Annotated in this window: 19 protein-coding genes; 16 read left to right on the forward strand and 3 right to left on the reverse strand. The window is 60.1% G+C overall.

Annotation, left to right across the window (positions count from 1 at the left end):
- Positions 1–84: 84 nt before the first annotated feature.
- Positions 85–2,409, reverse strand: coding sequence for a fused MFS/spermidine synthase (locus OCW50_RS15795; protein WP_262267099.1), 2,325 nt, complete (start codon positions 2,407–2,409; stop codon positions 85–87).
- Position 2,410: 1 nt separating this feature from the next.
- Positions 2,411–3,217, reverse strand: coding sequence for an outer membrane protein (locus tag OCW50_RS15800; protein ID WP_262267100.1), 807 nt, complete (start codon positions 3,215–3,217; stop codon positions 2,411–2,413).
- 216 nt (positions 3,218–3,433) lie between these two features.
- Here OCW50_RS15800 and OCW50_RS15805 point away from each other — a divergent pair, with 216 nt between their 5' ends.
- From OCW50_RS15805 to OCW50_RS15875, 15 genes are all read left to right on the forward strand, one after another.
- Positions 3,434–3,886: a hypothetical protein gene (locus OCW50_RS15805; protein ID WP_262267101.1), complete on the forward strand. Its 453-nt coding sequence runs from the start codon at positions 3,434–3,436 to the stop codon at positions 3,884–3,886.
- Entirely contained in the window at positions 3,883–4,161 is a 279-nt protein-coding gene (locus tag OCW50_RS15810; protein ID WP_262298186.1) for a hypothetical protein, read from the forward strand. The genes OCW50_RS15805 and OCW50_RS15810 overlap by 4 nt, the downstream gene beginning before the upstream one ends.
- Positions 4,158–4,463 carry a hypothetical protein gene (locus OCW50_RS15815; RefSeq protein WP_262267102.1) on the forward strand — a complete coding sequence of 102 codons (306 nt, stop codon included), beginning with the start codon at positions 4,158–4,160 and terminating at the stop codon, positions 4,461–4,463. The genes OCW50_RS15810 and OCW50_RS15815 overlap by 4 nt, the downstream gene beginning before the upstream one ends.
- Positions 4,456–4,647, forward strand: coding sequence for a hypothetical protein (locus tag OCW50_RS15820; protein WP_262298187.1), 192 nt, complete (start codon positions 4,456–4,458; stop codon positions 4,645–4,647). The genes OCW50_RS15815 and OCW50_RS15820 overlap by 8 nt, the downstream gene beginning before the upstream one ends.
- 232 nt (positions 4,648–4,879) lie before the next feature.
- A complete protein-coding gene (locus OCW50_RS15825; RefSeq protein WP_262298188.1) occupies positions 4,880–5,056 on the forward strand; it encodes a hypothetical protein in 177 nt (58 codons plus the stop codon).
- 153 nt (positions 5,057–5,209) lie between these two features.
- A complete protein-coding gene (locus tag OCW50_RS15830; protein WP_262267104.1) occupies positions 5,210–5,623 on the forward strand; it encodes a hypothetical protein in 414 nt (137 codons plus the stop codon).
- A 183-nt stretch (positions 5,624–5,806) separates the two neighbouring features.
- Entirely contained in the window at positions 5,807–6,124 is a 318-nt protein-coding gene (locus tag OCW50_RS15835) for a DUF5983 family protein (protein WP_262267105.1), read from the forward strand.
- A gap of 34 nt (positions 6,125–6,158) precedes the next feature.
- Positions 6,159–6,443: a hypothetical protein gene (locus tag OCW50_RS15840; protein ID WP_262267106.1), complete on the forward strand. Its 285-nt coding sequence runs from the start codon at positions 6,159–6,161 to the stop codon at positions 6,441–6,443.
- 27 nt (positions 6,444–6,470) lie between these two features.
- A complete protein-coding gene (locus OCW50_RS15845; protein ID WP_262267107.1) occupies positions 6,471–7,112 on the forward strand; it encodes a hypothetical protein in 642 nt (213 codons plus the stop codon).
- Between the two features lie 285 nt (positions 7,113–7,397).
- A complete protein-coding gene (locus OCW50_RS15850; RefSeq protein ID WP_262267108.1) occupies positions 7,398–7,916 on the forward strand; it encodes a helix-turn-helix domain-containing protein in 519 nt (172 codons plus the stop codon).
- A 29-nt stretch (positions 7,917–7,945) separates the two neighbouring features.
- The gene (locus OCW50_RS15855) at positions 7,946–8,491 is read left to right on the forward strand and encodes a transposase (RefSeq protein ID WP_262267140.1); all 546 of its coding nucleotides are present in this window, start codon (positions 7,946–7,948) and stop codon (positions 8,489–8,491) included.
- Positions 8,476–9,546, forward strand: a complete 1,071-nt coding sequence (locus OCW50_RS15860) for a hypothetical protein (protein ID WP_262267109.1) — start codon at positions 8,476–8,478, stop codon at positions 9,544–9,546. The genes OCW50_RS15855 and OCW50_RS15860 overlap by 16 nt, the downstream gene beginning before the upstream one ends.
- 35 nt (positions 9,547–9,581) lie before the next feature.
- Positions 9,582–10,385 carry a hypothetical protein gene (locus tag OCW50_RS15865; RefSeq protein WP_262298189.1) on the forward strand — a complete coding sequence of 268 codons (804 nt, stop codon included), beginning with the start codon at positions 9,582–9,584 and terminating at the stop codon, positions 10,383–10,385.
- A gap of 14 nt (positions 10,386–10,399) precedes the next feature.
- Entirely contained in the window at positions 10,400–11,218 is an 819-nt protein-coding gene (locus OCW50_RS15870) for a hypothetical protein (RefSeq protein WP_262267111.1), read from the forward strand.
- A gap of 154 nt (positions 11,219–11,372) precedes the next feature.
- Positions 11,373–11,633: a helix-turn-helix transcriptional regulator gene (locus tag OCW50_RS15875; RefSeq protein ID WP_262267112.1), complete on the forward strand. Its 261-nt coding sequence runs from the start codon at positions 11,373–11,375 to the stop codon at positions 11,631–11,633.
- 17 nt (positions 11,634–11,650) lie between these two features.
- Here OCW50_RS15875 and OCW50_RS15880 read toward each other — a convergent pair whose 3' ends face one another.
- Positions 11,651–12,082, reverse strand: coding sequence for a response regulator (locus OCW50_RS15880; protein WP_262267113.1), 432 nt, complete (start codon positions 12,080–12,082; stop codon positions 11,651–11,653).
- Positions 12,083–12,294: 212 nt separating this feature from the next.
- Here OCW50_RS15880 and OCW50_RS15885 point away from each other — a divergent pair, with 212 nt between their 5' ends.
- Positions 12,295–12,786: a hypothetical protein gene (locus OCW50_RS15885; RefSeq protein ID WP_262267114.1), complete on the forward strand. Its 492-nt coding sequence runs from the start codon at positions 12,295–12,297 to the stop codon at positions 12,784–12,786.
- Positions 12,787–12,831 lie beyond the last annotated feature (45 nt).

Below are 12,831 nucleotides of genomic sequence, written 5' to 3' on the forward strand. Positions count from 1 at the left end.
TCGGACGCCTGACCAAGAACGTGAAAAGGCGGCGGTCGCTATGACCGCCGCCCATTTTTATAAGGGGCTTGGCAATCCCGGGCGTCAGTTAGATGCTTCGACGGTTTGCCCAGATTGGATCAAGACATCATCCATCCCTGGCCCGAACCACTTGTCTTTGATCCCTTCAAGAATGTTCGAGTAATCGTCTGTCCAGGGTGCCCGGGACAAGTCCGGCTGAATCAGTTTCCACGTCTGGGCGATGGCTCCCAAATCCTCGCCCCTATGGCCGATCGCGAGCGTAATACTCGCTCCAGTCGCCTCCCCACTGGCCTTCGTCGCACCGGCATAGGTAACCAGGCCCGCCTCGGCCGCAGCTCGTGCAACGATTGCTCGCAGGTCCAGGTGCCGGTTGGAAATGTGCATCACGACCACGCCATTCGGGCTCATCCGATCCAGATAGGAGCGGATTGCCTCGACAGTGATCAGATGAGCCGGGATCGAGTCCGACGAGAAGGCGTCCAAAAAGACGAGGTCAAAACGATTGGTCTCTTTTTGCAGCGTAAGCCTTGCATCGCCATGGACGATCCTCGAATTGGGCGCACATTTCGCCATGAACGCGAATTGGGACGGATCGGTCGCAATCTCCGTCACCACTGGGTCGATCTCGAAGAAGGTCCAATCCTCTCCCGCCTTGATCGAACAGGCAATGCTGCCGCTTCCCAGCCCGACCGCTGCGACGCGATTTAGCTGTCCCCCCTGGGCACGTCGAACCGCCTCGATTCCAAGGACGTTCGATCCAGCCGAAGCGTAATAGGTCAGGGGCTGGGGCCGGCCGGCTACTGGCTTGCCGTCCGAAGTCCGAAGCCTCATCGCCCCATGGATCGTGCTGCCGTGGCGAATGTACCGGAACTGCCCGTCCGGAGACTCATAGACCTTATTGACGCCAAAGAACGACCGGTATGAGGTTGTCCCAACCACCAGATCCGACAGAACCGTCACGGTAAGAGCGCAGGCAGTTCCAACAAGGACCGCACCGACGGCTTTTCGCCAGGTGAGGATCAGGAGGATGATCAGCAACACCCCTGTGATGAACAGGATTGTTTCGCTCAGCCGATCGACCAAAAGGAGCAAAACGCCACATCCCACCAGCAGGATAGCTGCAGCGATACCCGGATAAGCCTCCTTAAAGGTGAGCTCCCTCCAAGCAACCTTCCGCCCGACGAAGAGAGCGGCCACCAGGAGGATTGGGTACTCAAGAACCCCGGAGAACAGGAATGGCGCCAGCAGGCCGCTGAATACGCCACCCAGCACCCCACCGGCGGACATCCAGACATAAAACGAGGTCAGGTTCCGGGCCGTGGGGCGACGCTCGTAGAGAGCTCGATGAGCGATAAAAGCGCTGATGAAGAAAACCCCTAGGTGGAGCCCCGCCAGGGCCAGTGTCTCCGCACCTTTCAGCAGCATCAAGAAAACGAAGGCGATCCCCCAGACCTGAACTGCCTTCAACTTTCCCGACGAGGCGAACGACCTCTCGCGGAAGGTCATGATGAAAGTCAGCAGGAACAGGGCCAAGGGCAGGACCCAAAGGAAGGGGGCAGAAGCCACATCGGTCGCAATATGGGCCGTGACGGCGACCAGCAGACCGGACGGCACCAGGGCAATGGCCATCCATGCCAGACGGTCCGACCATCCCACTGTGGCTCCCTCAATGTCATCCGTGGCGACAATCCCGCTAATCACTCGTCCCCGGCGGATCAGGTAAAAGCCACAAAGGGTGACGCCCGCTGCCAGCAGGCCATAGAGCGATGCCCAGAGAAGGCTTTGCTCGCCCAGCCGCAGCCACGGCTCGATCAGGAGGGGATAAGACAGAAGGGCGAGGAAAGACCCTGCGTTCGAGGCGGCATAAAGGAAGTACGGATCCGCAGATTGCTTGTCCCCGACCTGGCCAAACCACGCCTGGAGCAACGGGCCATTTGCCGACAAGGCGAAGAACGGCAGCCCGACCGACGCAGCGAACACGCCCAGTAGCCAGAACGCAGTCGCGCCTGACGGCTCCGGGTTTCCGAATGCGATGACCGTAATCGGAAGCCCTGCCATAGCCAGGGCCAGCAATTTCACATGGACCGCGACAGCAACGCCCCGGCGCATCCGCGTCACCAGCAGGTTTGCATAGGCATAGCCTGCCAGCAGCAGAGCCTGGAAAAAAACCATAGCGACGGACCAGACCGACGGAGAGCCCCCCAAGATCGGGAGCACCATCTTGGTGAACATCGGCTGCACACCGAAGAGCAGGAAGGAAGACAAGAAAATGGTGGTGGCAAAAAGGGGAAGCATCGTCGAGGCGCCCGCGTGGCTGGAATTGCGTTTATCAAGAAAAAGGCCGAGCGTAATGCCCGGCCTCCTTTCACCATCATGAAGTGACGGCAACTCACCATTTGAAGTTCACGCCGGCACGAACGACGTTGCCGGTGTTGTCGCTGCGAACATGGTAATCAGCGACCTCGCCCGCGGCTCCGACATCATACTTCGACGTGCCGAGATTGTAGTAGAGATACTCGAACTTGCCCGTCAGATTGTTCGTAATGGCATATTCAGTGCCTGCGCCAACCGTCCAGCCAGTGCGGGTCTCATCACCATTGCCGCTAATGGGCTCGAGAGGAGTCACCACGCGGCCAGTCGTCACCGTACCCTCAACGAGAGCGCTGTTCTTCACGTCGCCGAAGGCCAAGCCACCAGTTCCGTAAACGAAGAACCGATCCGCCGCCACGCCAAGGCGGCCGCGCACGGTGCCTAACCACTCAAGGCTGTTCTGGACCGTCACCGTTCCGTTGACAGTATACCCCGTGCCCTCAACCGTCCGCGGCATGGACAAGGCCTTCACGTCATCGAGGTAGCTGATGTCGCCTTCGATGCCGAACACGAGCAGACCCGTCTGCCAGTTGTAGCCAGCCTGGGCGCCGCCGATAAAGGTCTGGAAATCGTCCTTGGGACGAACCCAGCCGCCGAGCTCCGACACCGCGGTGTCGCTGCCGAATTGGCCCTGACTCTCGCCATACGCCAGGCCCGCATTGCCGCCGACATAGACACCGGTCCACACGAAACCCGGCTTCAGACTCTGAACAGCGGACGGCAGAATGGACGAGAACGACGGGGCAGAAAGATCAGCGGCCATCGAGGAAGTGCTGGCAAGAGCAAGCGCGATTGCAGCGGCGAAACCCTTCAGATGATTGTTCATGATTTGCGAAACTCCTGGTGTTCGATAGGCCGCTGTTATCCGATCGCCCCGCCCCTGTCTGCAATAAAACGGGCGAAGCCGAATTAAAAAAGGGGAAAGCCGATCGGTTTGGTAAAAGGCCTCACACCTTCCCTGAAGAGCCATCCAAATCTGGATCAATCCTCCTCAAAACCCCTGAAATTCCAGGGAATTCCTCTCGCGCCAGGAGGCGCTCCTATGGAGACATTTACGGTCACCGTCGCCTTCTATGATGCCTGGAGGGTCCAGACACTCGTGACGAAGGCAGAAACTCCCCTGAAGGCGGGGGAGAGCGCTATCCGTCTAGCCGACGGCCGACGGGTTGAACGCTACAAACTCGAATCGTGGGATCCCAGTGCCAGCTTCGTTGCCGGTATCCGTCCTGGCGGCAAACTGTCGGACAACAAGTTTGAATTGGATCCGGTACTCCAGGGCCCCATTCCGTTCCGCCTATCTGAGGAGTTTGCCACCGGGAGCCCGTGCTCGCGTGAGACGGCGCAGGGTTTGGTCGAGACACTGGCGATGCTGCGACTTTGGGCTGCCGACCAGCTCGGCGGCGCTGCGAGATGTACCCGCCTGCCTGATGACCATCCAATCAAACGAGCTTCGAGAGCACTCCAGGCCGCCAAGCGAGAAGGGCTGACCCTGTGAGCACGACTGCAACGCCGCCTTTTGGCGCTCCGGCCCCGGGCTCTGGTCGCAGGATGCTTGGGTTTCAACTCGCTGATCCGTCCGGGCACAACATCCAAGGCGACGACGAGGACCCTCTCAACCTCACGTCGTTTCAGATCATGACCCCCGCCTATGCGGTCGCCGCTATAGCAAAGCTTGGAGGCGATTCCCGGTATCTCCTGATGCCCATCTTTGAGGGAGACATCGAAGAACCCAGCCTCATCGGCCCTAGTGACACGGAGATCAGCGAATGACCAAACTCTTGAACCTCGACGAAATGCTCGACTGCGCCAAGGAAATCGGCCTTCCGCAAGCTGACATCTGGGCGGGTGAACTCGAAACCATCGGTTCGACTATGGCCGCTGCCATCGCGGATAAGCTCGGGGTGATTGCCGGTGATGCCTCCGCCGAGGGTGTAGCCTTTGCTGGCACCTGCGCACCATTCAATCCGGCCTTTGAGGGGCAGCCATGCCCCGACGCTCTGGACCAATTTGATCCGGATGGTGACTGGAGTACCGGGGGCGCGACGGACGAGGGAGACGGCGAGAATGCTTGAAGACCATCTCAATAATGCCCGTGCCGTTCTGAAGGCCGCTGGCTTCTCGAACTATCACAACTATCGGCCCTATGAGGATTTCGACCGCTGGCTCAACAATGACCAAGCCGTTGTGATCACGCTCAACCGGGACGATGGGACATTCTACGCCCTGTACCGGGCTGCCACAGTTCCAGGGGGGTGAGCTTGAGACGTCTCCGAACCCGGTCCAGAGCGGCGACCTCCAGTCACTGACTGCCGAGACGATCACTGAGATCGTCCGAGGTTTCGACACGACATTCGTCTCTCCGCCCAAGCCCGCGCCCGCTCCGCCGAAGCCACAAAGGCTCGACCTTAAGAAGGGAGCCCGGTACCGGGTTTCCAAAGAAGGGTCCCATTTGGGACGCTGGGAACCGCATCCAAGCGGAGGCATGATAATGAAACAGGTCGAGCTGCCCGTTGGCGCGGAAATCACCTTCCTTGGGCAAAACCAAGGTCCTGGGTCCGACCCAGGATATGTGCAGACCTTCTCCCATGGCGAGGAAATCGGAGACTTTTGGCCAACAACGGTCATGGGCCTCGGCATTGAGGCGGAGTGGCTTGAGGCGATTTGACGAGATTTCGGTAGGTAGATCTACCTTTCGCCCGCAACAGTAATCCCTTGTCCACCGATTGCTGCTCGCCATCCCTCGACAATTCACATGAGGTCTTCAATAAGCTCGCTGCAGTCGGTTTAATTCGCTGCACGACGATCAAAGGTGTAAATCATGAAGTTGAAGTTTGGCCTCGCTTTGGCCGCTCTTACCATCGCGACCTCCCCTGCTATGGCAAGAGATCCGTTCGCAGGCGGGTATGGAGGCAATGACGATGTCTGCGCAAAGAATGTATCGTGCAGCTTGGAAATCGATCCAGTCGCCGGCGGGAAGTCGTACACTGTTGTCTTCGAGGCGGAACAGCAGGGTCGCAGCCCAGACGGTCTCATTACCCGCAAGACCCTCTGCAAAGTCACCGCGCAGCTGGCGCGGGACGGTAAGCGGCTCAAAGGCGCATTCCCGGATGGCAAGCCGATCGAGATCGCCCTGGCAGGGCCTGCCACTGTAGCGGTCAGCAAAACCTCAACCCGTCCTTGCGGCGTGCCGTTTCCGATTAGCGGCAAGTACGAAAACTTCGTGGATTACTGAGCTTCGGGTCGGTCACCTGATCGGGTGGCGCTTCCATGTAGCCAACGTGACTATCAGGCGAGGGAGTGGAAAACACCCCTCGCCTTTTCATTTCCGCTGAGTTGAACGTTCCTCAGCGAAGGTCTGCATCTCCCAAAACCCTGATTGGCTGAGAGCGACAATTCAAAACCCCAGGAAATCTCCATGACCTACCCTGTGTTCAAACCAGCGGTGGAATACCCGCTGCGCGCCTTTTTGGACCTGTCCACCGCGCACCTTCGGCCAGAAACGGTTGCACATCTGAATACGCTTGAGAACGACGAGTTGCCGTTCTCGGGCGGGGTCACCCAGCACGGCTGGCTGGTCTATGCCCCACACGAGGCGGACCTAAAGGCCTATCCCAAGTGCCCGCCAGAGATCGTCGACGCCATGAAGAAGGCCCGTGAGCTCGGCGCCGATTACGTTCTCTACGACAACGAGGCTGATCCGGATCCGAACGTTCTTCCGGTTTTCGAGCACTGAACCGTCCTACTCCTCTTTCGAACGAGGTGCTTTCATGACGCCCCGACATGTTCAATCCGCCGCCGACGCACTGGCGCAGCGCGGAGCCATTATTGCCCATCACGACGAAATCGCCGCATCGCTCACCGTTGGTTCCAGAGTTCAGATCTTCACGCCTGATGCGACCAATCAGACGTGTGAGCTTGTGATCGAGACCAGCGATGATCTCCAAGCCGTTTTCACTGCCCTGCGCGGGAGATTCCAGACCCGGCTTCAATCCCTGGATGCGCGCCTCCATGACCTTGGCGTCGACACCTCGCAACTCTCCTCCATCGACTGAGCTACGTGCCGCCAGGAGTTATAGACCATGTTCCAAGAACAGATCGCCAGTCGATCCGACAACCCCTTCCTGATGCTGCGGGCAAAGCTGCATGACCGTCTCGGTCCCCAGGGCCGCGAGACAGTTCGGGCAAAAGCCACTCAGGCCGTGTTCGATGCTGAGCTCCGAACCGAAGTCGATCCTTGGGTTGAGTTCGCACATGAAGGTTACAAATTCCGCGTCCGGAATGCTGGCGACGATCTCGAAGTCGAGTTGATTGGTGAGCCGACCCTGAATGAGGCCCTCGCTGCCCGCGGGCTGTCTCATAAGCGGGATGCTCTAACCGGCGCCGACGGGCGGCACACGATCAAGGACGCCTCAGGCACTGTCGTCGGCCGCTACACGGCAACAGAGGCCTGGGCCGAGGTAATCAACGACACCAAGCGTCCTCTGCCCGATTTCGATCCTTCCAAGGTAAGGATCGAGCGCCACCGGATGAGCGTCACGCAAGGCGAGGCCTCGGTGTTCTATGATGAGCGGCTCCTCAATCGCTACGGCGACCAGATCAAACTTCTTGAAAAGGAAGCCACCGCGCCGGCTGGGGCCCAAGTGATTGGCGGTTACCACGGGTACGGCGATCAAGAGTGGATCGATGCGGCTCGCCGCGTGATCACGCGCGGCTCCTGGTAGGGGCCTGCCCCATCCCTCATTCACACTAGGCTATCGATGCCCCGGATTTCTGCTACCGTCCTTCAGACAACCTTCGACTTCGATCTCTTCATCGCAGATCCTGTTGTCGTAACGCCTGCGGTTCAGTCTCCGATCTTCGGGGTTGATGCAGCACCGCTTATTCCTCCCGTCAATGACAATCAGGTTGCTCTCACGACCGAAGCCCTGTTGGAGGTTTTGAAGCAGAAGCTAAGTAGGTCGCCATAAGACTTGCAACGCGAGAGCCTCGGGTGTTTGCTGGGGAGCATGCAACACCATGATCACTCTCCCGAGACGTGGCTCGATGAGGCGGATCGCACGCGGCTGGCTGCCGCGCTGGCTGGCGCCCGCGAGGCTCGTGTGTATCGCCGCCTCGAGGCGCTGCTGCTGGTGGCCGAGGGGCATCCCGTGGCCGAGGCAGCCCGCCGCTGCCGGGTCAACCGCTCCAGTGTGCATCGCTGGCTCGTCCAGTACCGGGCCGAACATGAGACCACGGCCCTGATCGACCGGCCGCGCAGCGGACGTCCCCGCCGTCAGCCGAGGCTCACGCCGCAGCGCCTGGCCGCCGCCCTGGCGCGCGATCCGCGCCGCTGCGGCTATCAGGCCACGAGCTGGACGGTGCCGCTGCTGGCCCACGACCTGGCCGCCAAGGGCCTCGCGGTCAGCCCGCGCACGCTGCGGCGCCGCCTGCACGAGGCCGGCTATCGCTGGAAGCGGCCGCGCTATGTCTATGTCGCGCGCGCGGCGCATCTGGCGCAGAAAAAGGGGGGATCACCCGACGTCTGAAAGCCGGCCGGCACGGGGGAGATCGGCTGCTGTGCCTCGACTGGTCCCTGCTGCGGCTGTTTCCGCCGCTGCGCGCCACCTGGGCGCTCAAGGGCACCCAGGCTCTCGTGCCGATCACCGGGCGCAATGCCAAGCGGGTGCTGTTCGGGGCGATTGATCTACGGACCGCTCGCCGGGTGGTGCTGATCCGCACCCGCGCCGGTCAGGCCGATGCCCAGGCGTTCCTGCGCGCGTTGCGGCGCCGCTACCGGGGCGCCGGCTGGCTCTGGCTGCTGACGGATCGGGCCAGCGCCCACACCGCCCCGCAGACCCAAGCCCTGGCCGCCCGGCTGCGCATCCGGTTCGTGTGGTTGCCCCGGCAGGCGCCCGAACTGAGCCCGATGGATCAGCTCTGGCGCGAGCTCAAGCGACTGGTAGCGGCCAACCGGCAGGCCGCGTCCATCGATGCTCTGGCCGCCGAGGCCGCTGAGTGGGTTCTGAGGCTGACGCCGCAGCAGGCGCGCCGCAAGGCCGGCATGCTGTCCAAACGCTTCTGGCTCAGAACGCTGTTGCAGGACTTTTGGCGACCTACTTAGTCATTTTCGCATCTGGGATGAGCCGCATCGGCGATCTGGAAGCGGGAGCGTTCGTCTGGAAGAATCTGAAGAGCCGCGGGATCGGCGTTGAAGCAGGAGAACTGTCGAGCACTGCCATCGAGGCAATCGCCGAAGCGGTCATTCTGCACAAAACCCAGATCTTCGTGGACTCTGGTGCTTTCAGTGAGTTCAAACGCTCCCTCAAAGGTGCTTCGCGGCCTCAACCCATAATCTGCGACCTCTTTTCAGATGAGACCGAAAGACTCCTCGCCGGATGCCCGACAGTGGACTTCACCCGAGTTTGGCAGCGATATGAGTGCATTAAGGCGACAATCGCCTACTTCCTCAATGGTGACAGCGGCATCGACGGGTCGGCCACACCCGACGAGCCTGACTACCCTCGTCCTCTATTCGTAATGCCGGATGTAGTAGGAAATCAGAGCGTCAGCATCGCTCTGGTGGAGCGGTACCGGTCCTGGATTCTGGAAGAGATCAACCAGGATCAGTCTATCCCGATTATCCCGATCCAGGTCGGCGACCTGACACTCGCTCAGGCATACGCCAGAATTGTTGAGATTCTGGACAGCGACAGATGGGTGGTCGGAATTCCATCGAATGAGAAGGCGGTTACACCCGACGAACTCCGGGACTTCATTCGGCAATCAAGGCCCAGCCGCGTCCATTTCCTTGGCGCAGCATCATCGAAGACCCTTGAGCCGAAGCTGCGGATCCTAGCGGATGTCGGCCATGATCCCTCTCACTTGACCGCGGACGCCAATATTTGCCGGTCCTCTGTTTACGGGAAAGACATCGACAAGAGCCGATTCCGTGCCATCGTCGAAACGCTCTACAGGCGCTCCGCTGAAGCTCAATCGATTGCCGGCGAGCATCCCACCTGGAGGAAGACTAAGCCAGGCGACCGCCTTCCGGATGGAACGTGCCTAGTCCTGAAAGGCCTGAGGTGTAGCCTTCAGGCCAAGCAGATCGCCACTCAGCACAAGGGCGGCAGAGTCATTCCCGACGGCCCGCTCCGGTTTGCCGTCACGGCCGCGTAGCCCCTTTTAGCACCCTCGTCGACACGGATCATCTCATGTCCCGAAACTCTCCCGGCGCCAGCCAGATGGCGTTCGACTTCGATGCCTTGTTCTCCCCGCAGCCAACGATGCCCGAGGCTGTGAAAGAAGCAGTTAAGGACGCAGTATTTGCCTACAGGAATCCGATCGAGCCTCCTTCCGGAGACGCTCAATCCAAACCGTGGGCTGACCGCTTAGAAGGTGTCGAGGACAAGACCCCTCGGATTCTCGAAATCGACGGCATCCGTGCCATCTGCACTCCCGACCGATGGATGTGCTTCTACGCCATCGACCCGGGCAAGCCGTTCATCAGCGAAACCGGCTTCATGTCCGGCTGCAGCAGCCGCAAAGGATCCTCAGAAGAAACCTTCCTGGCCCTGCTCACCGAGCGACGCAAACAGCACAAGGGCAAGCTGCCGATCCCGGCGACGACCTATAGATTGCCCGAACCAGGGGAAGATGGCCCGCAGCCCGCAACCGGTGCACTCCTCGCGCTGAAGAAGCTCAAGACCGACCCATACAATGCCGCCTTGATTATCGAAGGGAACGGTCAATGGGGCGATGGCAAGTGTTCCGAGCACGGAAAGCCCGACCTTCTGAAAGAAGGTACCCTAGGCCTTCTGCCTGACGGCTTTGATGTCGAGGTCGATGCCAAAGGGCACGGGTTCGCCCTCGTCGCTCCGAACGGTCGCCGGTGGCCAGATGCAGGATCCTACTTCCCAGCTCTGCATAACATCCGGTGCGCCGTCACACGCCAAGCCCGCGACGATGCGGAAACCGGAGCCCCCTTCTTCTACGAAACCCTTCCGCAAGCAGCTTGAACGACAGGTCCTCGATGCAGACTGATATCACGCTCAACACACAAGCCAATCTGCTGAAGACCGGCGATCAAGTCACGGTCCAAGCCGAAGGGCTGACCCTTCTCATCAGACGTCAGGATGAGGGTATTAGCGTTTATACCTATGGCTCCGGCGCCGAGGCCCTCAAAGAAGATTGGACCCTGTTCACGGAAGCCGAACCAGCCGACAGTGCATACGAGGCAGCCGCCCGGGCTGCGGGATGGTCGCAGGTTTCAGCCCAGGACGAACACGACGAGGCCTTCGTCCTGCAGGTCGAGGGTCAGGATGACCGCATCGAATACTACGGCGACTGGGAAGAACTCTGCGTTGCCGAAGGGATCGAGGTGAAGCCCGCTGCATTGCCGTCGGATTCAGCCGCGCCAGCACCCGCCCGTGCCTCGAGTTGGGCCAGCCGGCCGGATCTGGCACAGGCCGAAAGCGAGGGCTGGTGGATTGCGGAATGCAGCGGCCTCGAAACTGAAACCGCCCGCCTGGAGCGCATCGATGACGCCGGGATTTTCACGGGCGATGCTGCGGCGTGGGTTCATGTCTGGGGCCAGGCCCAGAGCGGTAGCGCCTATCATCAGAGCGTCCTGAATTGGCTCAAGGAGAATGCTCCGGTCGAGTTCAAGCGGATCAGCGACCACCAGGAGGCCCTTGCCGACAAAACCACCTGGGCGATCGTCAACGATGCTGGCGATTTCTGGTCCAACGACGATGGCTGGGTCGACCAAGAATCCAAGACCCTCTTTTACGCCCACGAGAAGGTCACGATGAACCTGCCGATCGGCGGCAAGTGGGCCCTGATCGGCTAGAACAACCTTCCTTTGTTATTCGCCTGCTAAAGAATACCCCTTATGGGACTGGCCCATGAGCCAAAGTGCAAAGTCTGTGAGCTACTCAGCCAAGTCTGTTCCTTTATAATCCTGTAAAAGGCTGGGAGCATATTCCGCGGCTCAGGGGGAGAACATGGGGGCAAAGAGAACGCAGAACCTGGTTGAGCCAGAGGCCCATCCCGCCGCCAACGAGAATAGAAGAGGGTCAAAGCCTGCGCTGTCAATGCAGGAAGCTCTTGTTCTCCGGCTTATAGCCGGCGGGGTCCCAACAAGTGACATCGTAGCCCAGCTCGCTGTCAATGAACCAGAGGTCAAACAGCACATCAAAGCTTTGCTTCTCAAGGCCAGAGCTAAGACCAAGCGTCGGCTGGTTACTGCGCCGACAAACGTCTGATCAGCCCCGCTCCCGGCTCACTGAGGAGGATCGCGCTTCACCACGCGCTCGATCAACCCGATCATTTCCGGCAGCCGATAAGGCTTTGGAAGAAACGGGACACCCGCAGATGCACACATCCCGTGACAGGCGCGGGGGCGACCGGACGTAAAGACAATCGACAGAAGCGGTTGGAGCGTCAAAGCTGATGCCGCCAGATCAAATCCATCTCGGCCTCCGAGATTGATGTCGGTAAAGAGGACGTCCACGGAAACGTCGGCCAAGATCACCTCGGCTTCTTCGGCGCTCGCTGCGGTAAACACCTCGAAGCCGGCCTCGGTCAGGGCTTCAGCCGCAATCTCGCCGATGATCAACTCATCTTCGACCACGAGAACGCGCTGGCGCAGATTCTTCGGACGGTGAGCTTTAGCCGGGGCTGGGCGGCTCCAAGGGGACAGGATCGGTGTCATGTACGCAACCTCACTGAGCTAGTCCTCGTGGTTAACGACGCGCCTGCCCAGCGGTTCGGCTCCCGGACCGACGAGTGGCCGGTATGGTAAGCAAAGGGTTATCGAGCCAACTCGAGCCGACTAAGAGGGCTGTCATCGAAAGATGACGGCCCTTTTGCTTGGCGCACTGCCAATCCGGAAAACCCCAGAAACAGCAATCGAGGACGCCTTAAATGACCCAGGAACTACCCGAAGCCTTCGGGTTCAAGAAAGACGACGTGGTTCAGATGCTGGTCGAAACCAGCGGCTTGGACCCCGATGACAACGAGCTCACGTTCCCGATCGGCGCCGTAGCGATCATTGATCGCATTGAGCGCCTCGAGGGATCTCAGGGGATCGCATTCACCGTCGCCATCGAGGGCAAGATCGTCAATGTGTTCGACGAGGGCGATGGGCTCCCGGCCAGGAAGTGCTTCGAGCCGGTGCTCACGGAACGAGACGACTCCAAGCGCCCATTCACGCTCGCCGACGTGAAGGATGCCGACACCTTCACACATGCTGCCTTCGTGCATGGTGAGGATTCTGAAGGTGACCATGAGGTTGGCGACCTTCAGGACCTGTTCCGCGCCGCATGGGGACTCATGACGGAGGAGCAGAAGGTCGACTTCCTTTTCACGGACCAAGCGAAAGCCGTCCTGTGGGCCGCTGGTATCCTCGCCGACTAATCCATCCTCAACCGCTTAGAAGAGGGAAAACATGAAACGCGCTCG

The organism is Microvirga sesbaniae, assembly GCF_025460805.1.
Taxonomy (GTDB): Bacteria; Pseudomonadota; Alphaproteobacteria; order Rhizobiales; family Beijerinckiaceae; genus Microvirga; species Microvirga sesbaniae.

Excerpts from the sequence above, each read along its gene's own strand:
- OCW50_RS15800 (WP_262267100.1), bottom strand. The coding sequence starts at position 3,217 with ATGAACAATCATCTGAAGGGTTTCGCCGCTGCAATCGCGCTTGCTCTT.
- OCW50_RS15805 (WP_262267101.1), top strand. The coding sequence starts at position 3,434 with ATGGAGACATTTACGGTCACCGTCGCCTTCTATGATGCCTGGAGGGTC.
- OCW50_RS15815 (WP_262267102.1), top strand. The coding sequence starts at position 4,158 with ATGACCAAACTCTTGAACCTCGACGAAATGCTCGACTGCGCCAAGGAA.
- OCW50_RS15820 (WP_262298187.1), top strand. The coding sequence starts at position 4,456 with ATGCTTGAAGACCATCTCAATAATGCCCGTGCCGTTCTGAAGGCCGCT.
- OCW50_RS15825 (WP_262298188.1), top strand. The coding sequence starts at position 4,880 with ATGAAACAGGTCGAGCTGCCCGTTGGCGCGGAAATCACCTTCCTTGGG.
- OCW50_RS15830 (WP_262267104.1), top strand. The coding sequence starts at position 5,210 with ATGAAGTTGAAGTTTGGCCTCGCTTTGGCCGCTCTTACCATCGCGACC.
- OCW50_RS15835 (WP_262267105.1), top strand. The coding sequence starts at position 5,807 with ATGACCTACCCTGTGTTCAAACCAGCGGTGGAATACCCGCTGCGCGCC.
- OCW50_RS15840 (WP_262267106.1), top strand. The coding sequence starts at position 6,159 with ATGACGCCCCGACATGTTCAATCCGCCGCCGACGCACTGGCGCAGCGC.
- OCW50_RS15845 (WP_262267107.1), top strand. The coding sequence starts at position 6,471 with ATGTTCCAAGAACAGATCGCCAGTCGATCCGACAACCCCTTCCTGATG.
- OCW50_RS15850 (WP_262267108.1), top strand. The coding sequence starts at position 7,398 with ATGCAACACCATGATCACTCTCCCGAGACGTGGCTCGATGAGGCGGAT.
- OCW50_RS15865 (WP_262298189.1), top strand. The coding sequence starts at position 9,582 with ATGTCCCGAAACTCTCCCGGCGCCAGCCAGATGGCGTTCGACTTCGAT.
- OCW50_RS15870 (WP_262267111.1), top strand. The coding sequence starts at position 10,400 with ATGCAGACTGATATCACGCTCAACACACAAGCCAATCTGCTGAAGACC.
- OCW50_RS15875 (WP_262267112.1), top strand. The coding sequence starts at position 11,373 with ATGGGGGCAAAGAGAACGCAGAACCTGGTTGAGCCAGAGGCCCATCCC.
- OCW50_RS15880 (WP_262267113.1), bottom strand. The coding sequence starts at position 12,082 with ATGACACCGATCCTGTCCCCTTGGAGCCGCCCAGCCCCGGCTAAAGCT.
- OCW50_RS15885 (WP_262267114.1), top strand. The coding sequence starts at position 12,295 with ATGACCCAGGAACTACCCGAAGCCTTCGGGTTCAAGAAAGACGACGTG.